The following is a 15,794-nucleotide window of genomic DNA, read 5'->3' as shown; positions in this document are numbered from 1 at the left end:
GATCAGACGATCGCGATGATGAATGCGGGCGCGCCGCTGGACGAGATAATTCATACCGTCAAGCCGCCTCCGAATCTCGCCGGCAAGCCATGGCTGCAACCGGTGTACGACGAGCCCGAGTTCATCGTGCACAACATCTGGCGGCTCGAAGGCGGATGGTACGACGGCGAACCCGCGAATCTGAAGCCGGCGACCGACGCGGAACGGGCGCGCGAAATCGCAGCGCTCGCGGGCGGTGTCGCGCCGATCGTGGCGCGCGCGATCGAGCGACTTGCGGCGGGCGAACTCGCGCTCGCGTGTCATCTGGCGGATTGGGCGGTCGCCGCCGCGCCGGACGACAAATCGGCGCACGAAGCGCGGATGAAAATCTACGCGGCGCGCGCACACGACGCGGAATCGACGATGGCGCACGGCATCTTCCGGGCGGCGGCGATCGAATCGGCGAAAAAGGCTGGCCTCCCGGCGCCCGACGATCCGCGCAGCGTGTGAACGAGGAGCAGTAAAAGTTCCGGGATTGTTCGGCTGCGCAGCCTTCGAATCTGAATCACAGAAGGTCTATCGTTCACCGACGAAAGTGCTGAATTCTGAGCGCGCCGTTGCTATTCCGTCATCCGGAGCTGAAGGCTTGCCTTTTCCGTCATCTTGAGCGGAGGCTGCCGGAGTCGAAAGATCGCGCCTCTCAAAAAACCGCTCCCGTGAAACAGGCGCCCCCGGAATGACGGCGGGCTGGTCAGGTCGCGAGCTGCTTTGCGGTTCCCTGGACGCGGCATTGCTCCAGGAATTCCTCCACGTCACCCCGGCGAAACCGCTTGATCCGCCCGATCGCGTAACACGGCAACTCGCCTCGACCGATCATCCGGTAGATGGTCATCTCGGTTAGCTGGAGCAAATCGGCGAGTTGGCTGACGGTGTAGAACTCCCTGACCGGGTTGTTTTGAATCGGCTGCCCGTCGCGCGAGGCCGATCTGTCCTTGGCCTTTTCCCCCCGCCCTGCTCCTCTCAGTTCTTTCGTCATTGTTTCGTCCTTCTCTTCCCTCGTGGGATCGATAGGAGCAGGGTTGATGCATCTTTAACCCTGTCTTTCTAAAACTACTATATTCTCCTTTACTTCAACGTCGCAACAACATCGTCCGAAAGGTGGAGGCCCCGCACACGTACGCATATGCACTCCCCTGAAGGCACATAGCCAAAGGGGGTCCTCGCCTTATTGACGCCATCCGCGCTTGGGCCTTGCCCGCCAGGCGACCCAAAACTCAGCAGCAAAATTCGAGCCATAAAAACTTAGAAAATAGAGAAGAAAAGCTTCTGTAAGCTTTTTCTTTTTTCCCCGCCGAAATTAATCTTGCCGATATGGTCAATAAAATACAAGAGCAGTTACCTCAAGGCAGGAAGAATCTGTCACTTCCGTAACCGCCAACGTCACATTTCTGCCGCATCAAGGGTTCCGGAGCAGGACTCAAGCCAAAATGATTATTTTTCGGGAGATTTTGGAGCCGGTTCAATGACCGGGGAAGGACGGGCATCGATTCTTGACGGCGTGTGACCGATAGTTTGGATGCGCCCACTCGCAGGCCATCGCGGCGGCGGGGGCCGTCGCATTGACGACGACACTCGCAGAACCGGCGTTTCGCGCCCGGCGCGGGACGGCTCGCCCATCCTTCGCAGTGGAGCGAATTCCGGACATTCGCAGTCCCGATGAAGACACCTGATTTCACCAGAATCAGGACGGTAATGATCGAACGCGAGGTGCGAACAGCGATCGCATACCGCCGCCCTGAGTGCAGCATCGCGGTCATTCTGAAAGCTTCGCAACTGCTGGACCGCAGACTCGAGCGACGCTATCAGTTGGTTAACTGCGGACTCATTTTCCAGGTACTCGCAGGAGTCGCGGATCAGCGAGGAGAGCGACGCGCTCAGCGAAACTCCGTCCAGGCCCGGCGTCTGGGCGAATTGTTTTCCCATCTCCTGGTGAATCTCGGGTGAAATGAAGGCGACGATCCGGCTGGGGTCCAGGTAATCGAAGCTCAGAATGAACTGCGAATTATCTTCCGCGGCTTCCGCCACCCCCAGACGTATCGTAAAGAGCATCGTGATCATTTGCTGCTGTGGCATCGGGGTCGCATTCCAAACGTGGTTGCAAGTGTCTCTGAAGCTGAAGAAGGCATAGGCAGCTCGAGGTTTTTCGGCGCGATTATTTTTGAGGCACTCCGCCTTTCCTGCTTCTATCGTAAGATTTGTTCCTTAGCGAACCAAATGGATTTCGTTGCACAGGGAGCACTTTCAGAGCACTCGAGCTGATCCTCCATGTCAGATTTTGACTTCAGAATCTCACCTTCGGCATTTCCGGAGATACGGGCGAAGCGCCGGCTTCCATCGCCAGGCACGGCGACGACGCCAACAGGCCGAAATTGCCGCCAGCCGGATCGATCCATTGGGGATCGGCGGCCAGGTCGCCTTCGCCGTAATGCGACGCCCTCCATTCCGCAAAAGGATAACGGCTGCCGCGCAGGAGGAAGACAGGATTATCGCCCCAGACGTTGTGGCCAAAGATGCCCCCCGCGTTGGCTTCGAGGACCGCATTGCGGGCGTGGCTTACGGCATTGAATTTCGCGGTGGCGGGGACGGTTAGATAAATTCCGGTCAGCACATTGAAGATCGAATTGCGAAAAATTCGTGCGCCAGCGCTGCCGACGTCGATCTGGATTCCCGAGCCTCGCCCCGGGACGGAACCGCCGAGATTGAAGACGACATTCCGCTCGATCAGTCCGTTCAGGCAGTATTCCTGGTAGATTCCGTTGTTGTCGGGCGAATCGTGAGCGATGTTGCCCCGAATGACGACGTTCGCCGAATGCTTGGTGTCGAAGCCGTGATGATTGAAATGATCGGCGCGATTTCCGATCAGTTGCGCGCAGTCCGCGTTTTGGGAATTGATCGCGTTGCCATGACCGCCGCTGTAGGAAATCGAGTTATTGATGAATTGGGGCGCCGTGTTCAGTTGCAGATGTTCCGAGAAATGAATCGCGTTGTAGTATTCGCCGCCGTCGCGCCGCCCGGTCCCGGTCTGCATCACGCGGTTGTTCCTGATTACTACGCCGCTTAATCCCCTGCCGTCGTTGGAGTTCGAAAAAAAATAGATTCCGTAGCCGCCGGTCCGCGCGAACGTCAACCCGTCCACGACGATGTTGCTCTTCTCGCCGCCATTCGCGAGCACCTTCATGCCATGGAGGCGAACCGCCGCCTCGACTGAATGGCGCGCGGGGTCGGCGCCATCCGGCAGCCAAACATAGAGCGCCGTTCCCGTCGCGTCCCAGAACCAACTGCCGGCGGCCATCGCGGCGATCGCGTCCGACGGCGTAAGGCCCCATCCGGGCTCGCCGTCCACGTACACGTTGTTGGGTTTGCGCGGGCAGTAGGCCCGATAGATGAATCCACGCGCCCGCGACCAGCCGTCGATCAGGTCGCTGCCGCTGACGACGGGACTGTCTCCTGCGCCGTAGCCGAGAAGGGTCACGGGCCGCGCGGGCTCGCCGCCGCCGCGCGGTTCCAGCGTTTCGCGCCAGACGCATCCGCGCTTCAAATGAATTGTGTCGCCCGGCGCCAACGCGGTGGAATTGAGCTTCGCCAGGCTCCGCCACGCCGATGAGGGACTGGCGCCGTCGTGCGTGTCATCGCCGGCGGTATCGACGTAGAAGTCTCTGCCGCTCGGCTGAGCCGGGCTCCGCGCGATGCCCGCGATGAGGAACCCGGCGGACGCGATCAATGCGGCTGTCAGTATCTTCCTCAATTTCGTGACCTGGCGATCCGCTCAAAACTGCGCATCGATCGGCCCGGCCGACACTTCTTTCATCTGGAGATATTCCGCCGGTTCGATCGAAGCGGCAGCCGCCGCCAGCATCGAACGCTCCTGATCGAGCAGCGCGCGCTGCCTCAACAGCCCTTGCCGGAACCAGCCGCTGTCGATGCCGAAGACGTCGCAGATGTTTTCGAAAGTGAACGGATGCCGGCAGCCGCGATGCCTCAGCCATCGGGCCGCCTCTTTGCTCGCCTGCGGCTGATCGCCAAGGAAATCGGTAATCGCGTCCTTCAACACCGCGAACAGCAAACGCTCTTCGCCGCTGCGGGTGGTGCGGCGTTGATTGAACTGCGAGGGCATCACGCTGTCCGTCACCAGCAGGCCATCCACCCACGAATCGCGTTGAATTCCGCCTGTGCCCATCCACTTGTTCTCAAACTTTTCCATTCCCTTATCCCCCATTTCGTTATGGCGATGGCGGTTGCGGAATCAGCGCCACCAACGATCCGATGTTGGCCGCGGCCGCCGCCGCAGTCGCGGTCTTGTTGCCGGTTGAACCGCTCGAAGTCAGTGTGAGATCGGCGGCGGCGACTCCAATACCGAAGCCGGTGGCGCGGAAACTCCAACGCGTAGTCATCCCGGACGGCAGGGTTACCGCGGCGCTGTTCGCGATCGAATACACACCCATCAAGAGGTCCGAATTTTGACCCGACGGTATTAGTAGCGACGGCGCCGTCAGATTGGTCGAACTCGCGTTGCCTTGTCCACCTGTTACATCCAGCGGTGTTGCGGTACTGGCGCCGATGTAGGCAGCTATCGCGCCTGCGGCGTCTTTGGGGCTGCCGACGAAGGTCCAGGTATAAGTGATGGGCTCGGGCGGCGAACTTGCTACCGTTCGACGGTAAATTGCCTGCGCGACGTTCGTGCCTGAATTGTCGCGGCGCACAAGAGTCCATCCGGAGGGTGCGGTGATTTGCGTTCCGTTCCCTCCGCGCACTGCAATTTCTGCAACCATCAAATCGTTAGGCTGGGTACCTGGCGGTGTCGTGATGACAACCTGAGTGCTGCCCCCGGTGTTGGTGCTGCCGGTGCCGATACTGCGCAGTGTGATGGGGATCGGCGTACTGGTCGGCGTTGCGGTCGGTGTGACAGTCGGTGTGATAGTGGGTGTCACGGTCGGTGCTACAGTTGGCGTATCCGTCGCGGTCGGTGTTGGCAGAATAATCACCGTAGCGGTTGCAGTCACGGTCGGCGTGATGGTCGGCGTCGGAGTATCAGTGGCGGTTGCCGTAGCCGTAGTCGTTGCAGTTGGCGTCGGAGTATCGGTTGGCGTTGCCGTGGCTGTTGCGGTTTCAGTCGGCGTTACCGTGGCCGTTGCGGTCTCAGTTGGCGTCGCGGTCTCAGTTGGCGTTGCCGTGGCTGTTGCGGTCTCAGTCGGCGTTGCAGTCGTAGTTGCAGTTTCAGTCGGCGTCGCCGTAGCCGTCGCGGTTGCGGTGGCAGTCGGCGTCGGCGTTGGAGTGTCGGTCGCCGTAGCCGTGACTGTTGCGGTGGCTGTCGGCGTTGGAGTGTCGGTCGCCGTAGCCGTGGTGGTTGCAGTCGGCGTGGGCGTATCGGTCGGCGTCGGCGTCGGCGTATCGGTCGCGGTCGGCGTCGCCGTCGTTGTCGGCGTAGGAGTTGGCGTCGCGGTGACGACCACGGCAAAGCTCGCCACTACTCCCTGCCAGTTGGAACTGGTCGAGAGCGTGACACCCGTACCAAATGTTCCTGGAGCACTAGCGAGCGCGAACAGGTAGCTGACCGTGGCGGATGAATCGCCGTTGCTGATTTGCCCGATGCGCGCGAAACCGCCCTGCGTGGCACTAGCCGCCGCAGCGGTGTCCCAGCCGATGCCAGCTATCATATAGCTCGGCGCCGCCGCAGTCGTAATATTGCCAGTAGTAGCGACGTTGCCCGGTACGACCCCGGCATTCACGTTGGTTTGTTGCAAACTAGCGCTGGTTGGAACGCCAGCGAATTCTTCCCCGCGAACGACTGCCTTGGTCGCGTTGCTAAAGCTGACCGTTACTGAATTCGAGCCGCCTCTGATGTTGATCGAGTACCACAGCTCCGTTCTTCCCGTGCTACCGACCCTACTAGAGGCCAGAGCATAGGTATTGCCGAGGCGATCGGTGACGTTGGTAACACTCACCGAGGTTGAAGCAACCTCGACAAAGACGCCCAACATATGTCCTGCTACCGCCGTCCAGCCGTTGGTAACCAGAGTACTCACTGCGGTGGTGCTGGAAGATGCATTAACGCCAGCCACCAGGGTGAACGATGGGGTGCCGGTAGCTGTCGGAGTCGCCGTCTGCGTCGACGTCGTGGTTGTAGTCGGTGTCGCAGTTGTAGTCGGTGTCGCAGTTACTATTGAAGTTGGCGTGGGCGCGGGCGTCGGTGATGCTCCTGTACTCGCGGTCGATGTCGGCGACGGAGTCGCGGTCGCAGTCGGGCTCGCGCCACCGCCAGCTATAAATTGATTCAGCAGGTTGCGAGTCATCTGTTGCGCGGGCGCGCTGACCCGCGACGATGGAGGTCCCCACGGAGAAACGTTGCTCAGACCCCAATCGAACTGGATGCTTCCTGATGCAAACACCCACGCGCCGCTAGGCGCCTGGTAGATTGTCATGTCAGAATAGTGCGTTTCCGAGTCGCCATCCTGCAGATAAGGAGAGTGCGCCAGCACCACCGTATTTGCCGGCTGATTGCCGAACTCGCGATCCACCTCGTAGCCCAAGAGGCCGGCTAGATGGCTGCCATTGGTCAGGCCGGTACCTGCGAAGATCCAATGAGAGGCGTTAGCAATGACCATGTCGCTGTCGACAAACTGATATTCATACATGACACCTTGCAGCGCGTCCTCGGGCTGCCCCGGAAGGTTGCCGTGCGGATTCCGAAACAGAGTAGTTATCTGTGGATATGTTGAGGGGCTCGAAGCCGCCGGATCGAAGTTGGCGCCATCTTTATAGCTTACCACGGTCCGGTTGGGAGTCCCGTCAACGGTACTGGGCTCATATCGAACCTGCCAATAAACCCCGTTGGCGCCAATGAACGCCAGATTGACGCCTTGATCGCGGGCCGCTGTAATGTTCTGGCGCATTTCCAGCGTCCAGTACTCGTCATGCGCACCCAATACAATCCCCTTATGACTAAGCAATGAGGAAGCATGAAGGTGGGTGTCCAGGTCGGCCTGGTAGGTGACGTCGTAGCCTTCCTTCTCCAGGAACGCGATCATGTCGAGGTCGAAAGTCAAAAGATGGCCGGCGCCCCAACTATCGTCATATGGACGATTGAAGGAGACCTTGACGGCTGAGTTCAGTCCGCTTCCTGGCCGGGCCGAAGGGATACTGTCGCTGCTGTTATAGTCGTACAGCGATTTGCCACCCGAATTCATACCTGGCCATGCGTTGTAGGCCTGGTAGGTGTTCGTGCTGATGTTGTACAACAGATCGGAGTTCCGGCTGTCATCACGCACCACGAAGGGGATCGTCCACTGCCGGCCATTACTGGTCGTAAGCTTGACGAGATAGAAGCCGCTCACCCATTCATTCGGATCGAGGTTGGAAGTCGTTAGGGTGTATGGGAATGACCAGTTACATTCGACCATCCCGAATACAGGATCGGCCGTGGGAATCGTCTGACTTTGACCCGTCAGCGTGACTGGCTGGGTGATGCGCCTGCCACCAGTGCCGCCGTACGAGCCCATGCGGAAGACTTCGAGCGTGTAGCTGGCGCTGGTAGTATTGACGAAGAAATTGATCGACTCGCCGCGATTGATACTATTCGCCGAAGCGTATCCTTCTATCTGATGATTGGGCGCCGGGTTGTCGAGGTACCAATCGGTGGTCCCGGTCAAGGCATTTTCCGCCTGCACCGGATTCTGCGATGACTGCGCCTGGCCGGCCTGCTGGAAGTAGAGCAGCACGACACAGACCAACAATGACGCGCAAACCGCAAGATTTCCAACTATTCCGTGTCGCTTCATTACAGAAATCTCGGGAGTTGCTGCACGCACCTTTTTTCTTCGATTTGCCGGGACGCCAAACGAGCGAGGACGACCACCTTGGGATTCCTGTCCATTAGCGGGCGCACCACCCGTAACCGGTTAGTTAGTTTAAAAGGAAAACACGTCCGCCGATCTGAGAATGCTTCCGCGCATCCTTCCCCCCGCGATCAATACCTCTTGATTCGGCAGCAACGCCGCAACCGAGTTCACGCCCGCGACGGTGCCGCTGGTGGCCGGAATGAAGGTTTCCGTGTCGGGCTGGAACAGTTCCCCGCTGTTGAGGTACGAGCACCCGCTGCGCCTGGAGCACCAAGCGCCCCCGTAAATGAAGATCCGTCCATCGGGTAGCGCGATCGCCCGATGAGAGGCCCGCGCCGTTGACATATTTGCCGCGAGGACAAACGACCCGTTACCGGGATCGTAGATTTCGGTATTTTGCAGCGTCTTGTCGCCTTCACAGTCGCCGATGCAGGAACGGCCGCCGGAAATCAGGACTCGCCCGTCCGGCAAGAGCGTCGAGTTGTGCAGGATCCGACTCTCGCGCATCGTTCCGGCCGGAAAGAATTGGCGCCGGCCGGGATCGTAGAGTTCGGCGCTCTTGCTGGCCGGGTTTGCTTCGCATTCATCGACGCAGCTTCGTCCGCCGGTAAGCAGAACCTGGCCGTCGAGGAGCAGAGTCGCCGAATGCATAAAACGCGGTGAGATTAAGGTCGCGGTTTCGGTGAAGCGTGCCGTGGCGGGATCGAAAATTTCAGCGCTAGGGATGACTTCGTCATCCACGCCTCCCGCTATCAGCACCGTCCCGTCGCCGAGCAGCGTAGCGGTGTGACCCGCTCTCGCCGTGACCAGGTTTCCGACCGGCAAGAACCCCTGCGAGATCGGATCGAAGACCTCCGCGCTCGCAAGTTTGTGACAGACGCCGCTGACGCAAGTGGTGCCGCCAACTATCAGCACCGCGCCGCCGGGCAGCAAGGTTGCCGTGTGCGCCGCACGCCCCGTAGTCATCGGCGACAGGGCAGTAAAGGTACGGGTCGCAGCGTTGTAGAGTTCAACATTAGGAAGGTAGCGATAGTTCGAATCGACTCCGCCAGCGATCAGGACGCGGCCGGAGGTCAGGCTGGTGGCGGTCGCGAATGCACGAGACATGGTCATCGAACCCGTCGGAGTGACACGCCGTGGAGCGCTCCACCCGCCTTGCGCCAGAACGCCAACGGGCCCGGCGCCGGTTCCCGAGAGCGACAACGCCACCATCGATAGCGCACCGGCTGCCAGCGCGAGTCGCACGCTTCGTTTTCTCGACTGTGCCTGCATAAAAGCCCGCCCCTTGCTGACGGTTGGTCCGTTGTCACCGGCGGCGCTGCCGGTGATGCTTTAATGCGAGACCATAGCGGTTAAATAAAGTAAAGTCAATAGAAAGATAGTAAACAGGTGTAAAAGCTAATAAAATAACCAATTAAATATAAGGTTTGGTCGCGAGCGAGCGTCCGGTGGATTTGTCGGGGATTCGTCGGGCGCGATCTGCGGGCAGCGAAGCAAGGTTGAGGAGGGCTAAGGCGACGAAAGCTAGGTCGAAGTGAACATTACGTTCCTTGTGCCTGGATCCTGGTGCTAGCGAGCGGGAAGATTGTTTCGGAAATTGCGGCCGCGCCGCTCGCGCACATCCCGACGCCGTGTCGGTTTAAACGACCGGAGCACCAGATTTTCCACATAATTGGAGATCATTTTCATATGTTTAGTCATTTTCTGATGTATAATGTAGTACTTTAACTATAAGAGAGATGTTTGATTAGCTTGATTTAGCGTGGAATATGATTTAGATGTCAGTAACCACCTAGGGCTTTGCAGAAGGGGAGATCACGTGGACCATCGTGCAAGACTAGCCAAGTCATCCCAGATGTACGCGAAGATCGGCATGATTCTCATCGCGCGGCATCGCTTTTGCGCATTCAAAACGAAATTCCGCCGTTGCCCTAAGCCGCATGAGCCGCTCTTCTTCGATGAATCCAAAGCCTGTCCAATCCAGGCGGACGCCAAGGTGGTTCGAGCCCAATTGGCAGAGGCCGCGCAAGCCCGCGAAGTAAGCCTTGAGCCGGTGCTCAGGTTTCTGGGGCTGGCGCCCGCCGCGGGCAGTGGCAGGCGTTATTCAGCCGGAGCTGCTCAACCGAGGAAGTCGGGTCGATCATCGATGCTCGTGAACCGCGCAACCCGACTCAAGCCGAGGAAATCTTCACTGTGGCGTCCGGTTTCCACGGACGACCGATCGAGTCGCCACGACGACTCCTCGGTCGATGATTTGAGGACCCTTTCGCAGATGTCGTTTTTGGGTCAGCCGCAAACCGTGGACGACTATCTGTTGATCCTGCAGATGATTCGCAAGGCCGCGCTGGAAGCCTAGGCCGGGCGCACACCGCCCGGCTGGCTGATTCGGCGATGCGGCCGGCGACTCGATCGGATCCGAGTCGCCGGCGCTTCAACCGATGCCGCGAGCCAGCATCTTTTCCAGTCAAGTCAAATCGCCGGCCGCTGCCGCATTGCGCCGCTGACGATCGCCCGGCTCGCCTGACTCATCTCAATGATACTCGAACGCTCCCATGTCATACCCCGCGCCCTGTGGCCGGACCACGCCGTCGTAGTCATTCGGCACGGTGCTCATCGTGGTTCCCCGGTCTATCAGTGACGAAGTCTTCTGCAGATGGAAATCCATGCCGGTTGCATCGGCGAACAAAGGATCCTGCGAGCTGTACGGCGCGCTGCTGCAATAATTTCCCGGACTTCCCTGCGACATGAAATGATCGTTCGAGGCAATCGAGATTCCCGATTGCGATCCGCTGTCGATGCATGCGTAGCTGTCGCTGCCGCTGCCGACATCGTAGAAGATGTTGTTGATGATGCTGGCGTTGGGGCTGGAATTCAGGATCACCGCCTCCTCAAGGATATTGTCCCAGGTGTTGTTCAGCACCGCGAGGCCGGAGATGTCCGACGCGTTGATACCCTGGCGCATATTCACGAACACGTTGCTCCTGTAACTGATTTGGCTGCTGGCGCCGGAGAGGCTCTCGAGGCTCGACGCTTCGTTGTCGGTGCTCGCCGAGGTGGATGACCAGACGCAGAAGTTGCGCTCGATCATGATGCTGCTGGCCGGGCCCCAGGTCTGGAAGCAGTCGACATGCGGGTCGGGGTTCTCCGCGGCGCCATACGGGATATCGTGAATATGGTTCGATCTGATTGCGTGGCCGCTGCCGAAGAAGCGTATTCCGTCGGCGTCGGCGCCGCTCCGCCGCGGTCCTCCGCTCGGATATTGGCGGGTAGCGCTGATATCGTTGCCGACGGCTGTGTTGCGCTGACCCTCGAGATGGATCCCCGCCATCGCTGCCCGCACCACGACGTTTTTCGAAATCAGGTTCTGCGCGGTGGTGGCGGAGTTGGGATTTCCCTCTCCCGATACCATGATTCCTTCGAAGTACAGATCGTGCAGGTAGTTGCCGCTGATCAGATTGCTGGCGCCGGCGACGTAAACGCCGTATCCGGCGGGTTCGGTGGTCGCCTGGTTGGTTATTTCGAAGCCCGCGATCGTGACATGATCGGCCCGCACTTCGAATCCGCGCGTGATGACCTTCGCGCCGGAATCAGCCTGCAGCGTGATCGGGGCGCCCGCATTTTCTGAACGAGAGACCAGTACACGCTCGGCATAAGTGCCTGCCATCACGATCGCAACGTCGCCCGGCGGCAGCGAACTGGCGGCGTGCTGAATCGTACGCCACGGAGCAGTGCGGGAGAGCCCCGAATTCGAGTCGCTTCCGCTGGGAGAAACGTAGAAGGTTGTGCCAACCGCCGTTGCCGTCGGTGTGGCGGTCGGAGTCGCGGTCATGGTCGATGTCCGGGTCGGGGTCACCGACGCCGCAGGAGTTGGGGTCCGAGTGCGCGTCGCCGTTCGGGTGACCGTGGCGGTTTTGGTCACGGTGGCGGTCCGCGTCGGAGTGCGGCTCGCGGTGGATGTGCGCGTCGGCGTGCGGTCGGTGTCCCGCGTGCGGGTCGCGGTCCTGGTCGGGGTCAGGCTCCGCGTCGGCGATGAAACCGTGCTCCTCGAGACGGAAACGACGACCGACCGCTCCGCCAGCAGCCGCCCCCTCCGGTTATATGTCTTGGCGGAGATGGTATGCCACGTCGGGATGGCCAATCTCGAATTCCACGTCAGAGTGTAAGGAGACACCACCCCGGGAGAACTCTTCGCCAGCAGTTGCCCGTCGATAAATGCGGCGCACCAGTCGGTACGATCGGAGAGCGACAGCACGATCGCGACGTCGCCGCTTACAATCGCACCCCGCCTCGGCTGTTGAATCCGCAGATCGGATGCCTCCGCCGCGCCAGTGGAGGCGAGCCAGACGATCCCCGCCAGCAACAGCGCGCCGCCATGCCTTTTCGAAAATGTTTGTGTTCGCATCGAATCTCCTCGCGTTGGCCGGGCCGACGCAATCGTCGGTGACCGGCAGTTTTTCGCGAGCAGAAAAATCGACCGGCCTCAGCCATAGTCGAATGACGGCTATGGTGTCGAGGACCTTCGAAGCCTTGACGATTTTCGATCTACCCGCGACGACGAGGGAGTTGATACAAGATGGTTTCTTTAATATCAAACTGATTTGTCGCTATAGCGAGCTTAGAGTGTTTAAGAATCATGCTTATTATCTCTTTTAACTAGAACTAATCTTAAGTAACTTTAAATCTGCATAAATTGTCAGATTCGCGCACGCCGCAACCGCGGATCGACTCGAGGTTCCACGAACTTCACCGATTGATTAGGGGCTCGGCTTGGACGAATCGATGGAAGGGCGCTTTCGCAACCCATCGGATTATCCTGGCTTGACCGCTTTCAGCCAGGGATTTCCGCGACCGTCGAGAGAAAGAAAGATCGAATAGTCGAGTCGTTGCTGGAAGAAGGAGGGGGGTCTACGAGCCGTTCTTCTTGGGCCGGCTGCGCTGCTCAAGCCATTGCGCGATTACCTCGCGCCTGAATCGCCAGTTGGATCCCACGCGGAAGGCCGGTATCTCACCGCTTTTGATCAGACGATAGATCGTCGATTTGTCGCACTGCAGATACTCCGCCAACTGAGTAACGGTAAGGATCTCCGGGTATCTTTCCATCGGCCAGTGCCTACGAGAGTTCCGGCTGAGGTCGCTGCCGGACTTGAGCAAACGACGTCCCATTTGACTGTGACCAACTACGAGCCTGGATGGCGCGGAAGATCCTGCTCGACAAAACCGATTTCCGCGTCATGTGGCGATTAGCTGGAACCTAAAAAGCCCTTTCCTTGGGGTTAACCAAACGATATTGAAGTTATAAGCATTATAGAAAAAGAAAGTCAAAGATAAATATACATATTAAAAGCGTGATGGGCTCCCTCGGGTCGGGGGCGCCCGACTTGGCGACCGCGCGAGCGCGATTCTCGAACCTCGTTTCCGGGCTGAAATTGCGGGAATCAACGGCCTTGAAGCAGTTTTTGCCGCGGCAGAATGCTCTGCTCGCGCGCCGTAATCGAGACTGCTCTACTATCTTAATCTGTGTTTGAATAGATTTTGATTGACTTTAATTTAATAACCTACTAAGAACTAGTCATCATCGGTCTCTCTTCACGTCTGTTCAGGAGCGGAAACGTCATGTCGCAGAAAGCCTCGGCCGCGATCAGAAATGCGCTACTAGCCACATTCGTGCTGCTGGCCGCCGGGTGCGCCGCCACCGATATGAAGGGAGATGTCTCGATCGCCGCCAGCGAGCCGGCGGAGACCGGGTGCGTGATGAGCGCGAACTATAAGTCGCCGTCGGATGAACGGCAGAACTACCGAATCCAGGCCGGCGACGACCTGGCGATCACTTTCTACCGTAATCCCGAGTTCGACACCGAAGTTATCGTGCGGCCCGACGGCAAAATCAGCATGCGCGTGGTGGGTGACCCGGAAGCGCGCGGACTCTCGCCGACCGAGCTGAGCGCGCGGCTGAACAAAGCCTATTCGAGCGAGCTGCTGGAGCCGGGCGTAAGCGTGGTGGTGAAGAACAGCCCGAGCCGGGTGGTATTCGTGCAAGGACAGGTGGACCATCCCGCGGCCGTCCCGCTGCAGCCGGATATGACGGCGCTGGGCGCGATCGCGCAAGCGGGTGGTTTTTCGGATGGCGCCAATCCCAACGACGTGGTGCTGATCCGGCGCGACTTCTGCGGCCAGCCGCACGGCGTGCGGCTGCAGATCGGCAAGGTACTCAGCCAGAAGAAGGACCACGACAACGAGGAAGACGCCCAGTTGTTGCCCGGCGATCTGCTGGTGGTTCCGCGCAGCAAAATCGCGAGCATCGACTTGTTCATGAAGCAATACGTGAAGGATCTGCTGCCGGTGCAGCCGTTCATGCCGATTCTCTAGGGGCTTCACTTAACCCTTTCGGGGGGGAGCGCATCATGAAGTACGAGTCACTTCAATTCTGGACAGAACTGCCTTTCCGGCGCCGAACGATCTTTCTCGAGGTGATCGGAATCGTGATGGGCCTGGTGTTGCTGGGCACGCTGATCTGGCCGCCGGTCTATCGCTCGACGAGCAAGATCCTGGTGCAGGATAACCGGGCCCAGCTATTGGTCTCGCCGGGGTTGCAGGAAAATCTATCGAACCAGCCGACGGTCGTTAGCAGTCCTGTGAGCGAGCAGGACCTGAATTCCGAGGTTGAGCTTCTAACCAGCGAGTTCCTGATCGAGCAAACGCTGAGCGACCTGCCTTCCGGCGCTCCGGATAACGGCGCGCTGCACAAGGCGGTCGATCTGACGAGATCGCTCATCTCGCTGCCGGCCTTCAGTTATGACGCGCTGCACCAGGTGCGCCCGCTCACATCCCGCGAACAACTCGCGATCAAGCTCGCCGACAAGCTGTCCGCCTCGGTGATCAAGCGCTCGAACATCATCGAACTGTCGTTCAAGTTCAACGACGCGCGTTGGAGTCAGATGTTCTTGAGCCATCTGATCGAGCGCTACCTCGAACTGCATGCGCTGGTCTCGCACGATCCCAACGCGGAGCAATTCTTTCGCAACCAGGCCGAGCTCCTCGAAGCGCGCCTGCACAAGTCCGAGCAAGGACTGCAAGCGATGCAGATGCAGACCGGGATCAGCGATCTGAGCGGGCAAAGGGCGGCGCTGGTAACCCAGCTTTCCACCTTCGAGGCGGAACGGCGCAAGACCACGGCGCAAGCCGCCGCGACGCGCGAACAGATCGCGTCGCTCGAACGGCAGCTCGATTCCACTTCGCCGCGGCTCATCAAGGAATCGCGCATTGTGCAGAATCTCGCGCTGCAGCAAATCAAGCCGCAGGTGCTGCAGCTCGAGGCGGAGCGGGCCGAGCTGCTGAGCCGCTACCAGCCGGGCAGCAGCCGGATTCGCGAGATCGACGCGAAGCTCGCTTCGGCGCGCGGCATCCTGAATCGCGAAAACAAGATGGAAGTGCAGGAGACCACCACCGACATCAATCCGGTATGGGTCACGCTTGACTCGCAGTTGGTCGAGGCGCGGACCACAGCGGCGTCGCTGGCCGCCAATGCAGCGGAACTGAACAAGCAGGTGGAAAAGTATCGCGAGGAGCTGAACACGATGAGCCGCGACGGCCTTGCGGTGGAGCGCCAGCAGCGCCAGGTCGATTCCAACAAGGAAGCCTACCTCTCCTACCTGCGCAAGGGCGAGGAAGCGCGCGCAGCGCAAGCGCTCAACCAGAGCAAGATTCTGAACGTCAGTATCGCACAGCCGGCAAATCTGCCGCTGCGGCCGGATTTTCCCAACGTCATGCTGAACCTGCTGGTCGGTCTAATCGCCGCGGCGGCCTTTGGGTTGGCCGCGGCCTACGCGGAGGAACAGCGCGATCCGAAGTTGTATTCGGCGCGGGCGATCAAACAGGTCAGCGGACTGCCAGCGGTGGCACAACTTTCGGACGCGCTTTGAT

Annotated in this window: 12 protein-coding genes; 4 read left to right on the top strand and 8 right to left on the bottom strand. The window is 59.5% G+C overall.

Features of this window, described 5'->3' with window-relative positions; translation table 11 throughout:
• Window positions 1-489, top strand: a 489-nt coding sequence (locus tag Q7S58_RS09890) for an alkyl sulfatase dimerization domain-containing protein (protein WP_304824318.1), incomplete at its 5' end; no start/stop codon positions are given.
• 241 nt (window positions 490-730) lie between these two features.
• On the opposite strand, the gene Q7S58_RS09885 is transcribed toward Q7S58_RS09890, so the two are convergent.
• From Q7S58_RS09885 to Q7S58_RS09860, 6 genes are all read right to left on the bottom strand, one after another.
• Window positions 731-1,015, bottom strand: coding sequence for a helix-turn-helix domain-containing protein (locus tag Q7S58_RS09885; protein ID WP_304824315.1), 285 nt, complete (start codon window positions 1,013-1,015; stop codon window positions 731-733).
• A gap of 455 nt (window positions 1,016-1,470) precedes the next feature.
• Window positions 1,471-2,112, bottom strand: a complete 642-nt coding sequence (locus Q7S58_RS09880) for a hypothetical protein (protein WP_304824312.1) — start codon at window positions 2,110-2,112, stop codon at window positions 1,471-1,473.
• 208 nt (window positions 2,113-2,320) lie between these two features.
• Window positions 2,321-3,784 (bottom strand): right-handed parallel beta-helix repeat-containing protein, encoded by a 1,464-nt coding sequence (locus Q7S58_RS09875; RefSeq protein WP_304824309.1) that lies wholly within the window; start codon window positions 3,782-3,784, stop codon window positions 2,321-2,323.
• 21 nt (window positions 3,785-3,805) lie between these two features.
• Window positions 3,806-4,183 carry a hypothetical protein gene (locus Q7S58_RS09870; protein ID WP_304824305.1) on the bottom strand — a complete coding sequence of 126 codons (378 nt, stop codon included), beginning with the start codon at window positions 4,181-4,183 and terminating at the stop codon, window positions 3,806-3,808.
• A gap of 76 nt (window positions 4,184-4,259) precedes the next feature.
• Entirely contained in the window at window positions 4,260-7,814 is a 3,555-nt protein-coding gene (locus tag Q7S58_RS09865; RefSeq protein WP_304824303.1) for a N,N-dimethylformamidase beta subunit family domain-containing protein, read from the bottom strand.
• A gap of 129 nt (window positions 7,815-7,943) precedes the next feature.
• Window positions 7,944-8,981, bottom strand: coding sequence for a kelch repeat-containing protein (locus Q7S58_RS09860; protein ID WP_304824300.1), 1,038 nt, complete (start codon window positions 8,979-8,981; stop codon window positions 7,944-7,946).
• 748 nt (window positions 8,982-9,729) lie between these two features.
• Here Q7S58_RS09860 and Q7S58_RS09855 point away from each other — a divergent pair.
• Window positions 9,730-10,230, top strand: a complete 501-nt coding sequence (locus Q7S58_RS09855; protein ID WP_304824297.1) for a hypothetical protein — start codon at window positions 9,730-9,732, stop codon at window positions 10,228-10,230.
• A gap of 174 nt (window positions 10,231-10,404) precedes the next feature.
• Here Q7S58_RS09855 and Q7S58_RS09850 read toward each other — a convergent pair whose 3' ends face one another.
• On the bottom strand, window positions 10,405-12,276 hold the full coding sequence (locus tag Q7S58_RS09850; RefSeq protein WP_304824294.1) for a DUF1565 domain-containing protein: 1,872 nt from the start codon (window positions 12,274-12,276) through the stop codon (window positions 10,405-10,407).
• 503 nt (window positions 12,277-12,779) lie between these two features.
• Window positions 12,780-12,974, bottom strand: a complete 195-nt coding sequence (locus Q7S58_RS09845) for a helix-turn-helix domain-containing protein (RefSeq protein ID WP_304824290.1) — start codon at window positions 12,972-12,974, stop codon at window positions 12,780-12,782.
• A gap of 513 nt (window positions 12,975-13,487) precedes the next feature.
• Here Q7S58_RS09845 and Q7S58_RS09840 point away from each other — a divergent pair.
• On the top strand, window positions 13,488-14,240 hold the full coding sequence (locus tag Q7S58_RS09840) for a polysaccharide biosynthesis/export family protein (RefSeq protein WP_304824287.1): 753 nt from the start codon (window positions 13,488-13,490) through the stop codon (window positions 14,238-14,240).
• A 35-nt stretch (window positions 14,241-14,275) separates the two neighbouring features.
• Entirely contained in the window at window positions 14,276-15,793 is a 1,518-nt protein-coding gene (locus tag Q7S58_RS09835; protein ID WP_304824284.1) for a hypothetical protein, read from the top strand.
• Window position 15,794 lies beyond the last annotated feature (1 nt).

The sequence above is a fragment of the Candidatus Binatus sp. genome (assembly GCF_030646925.1).
GTDB lineage: Bacteria > Desulfobacterota > Binatia > Binatales > Binataceae > Binatus.
Note: the sequence above shows the minus strand (reverse complement) of the source record. Positions and strands in the feature narration are given on the sequence as shown.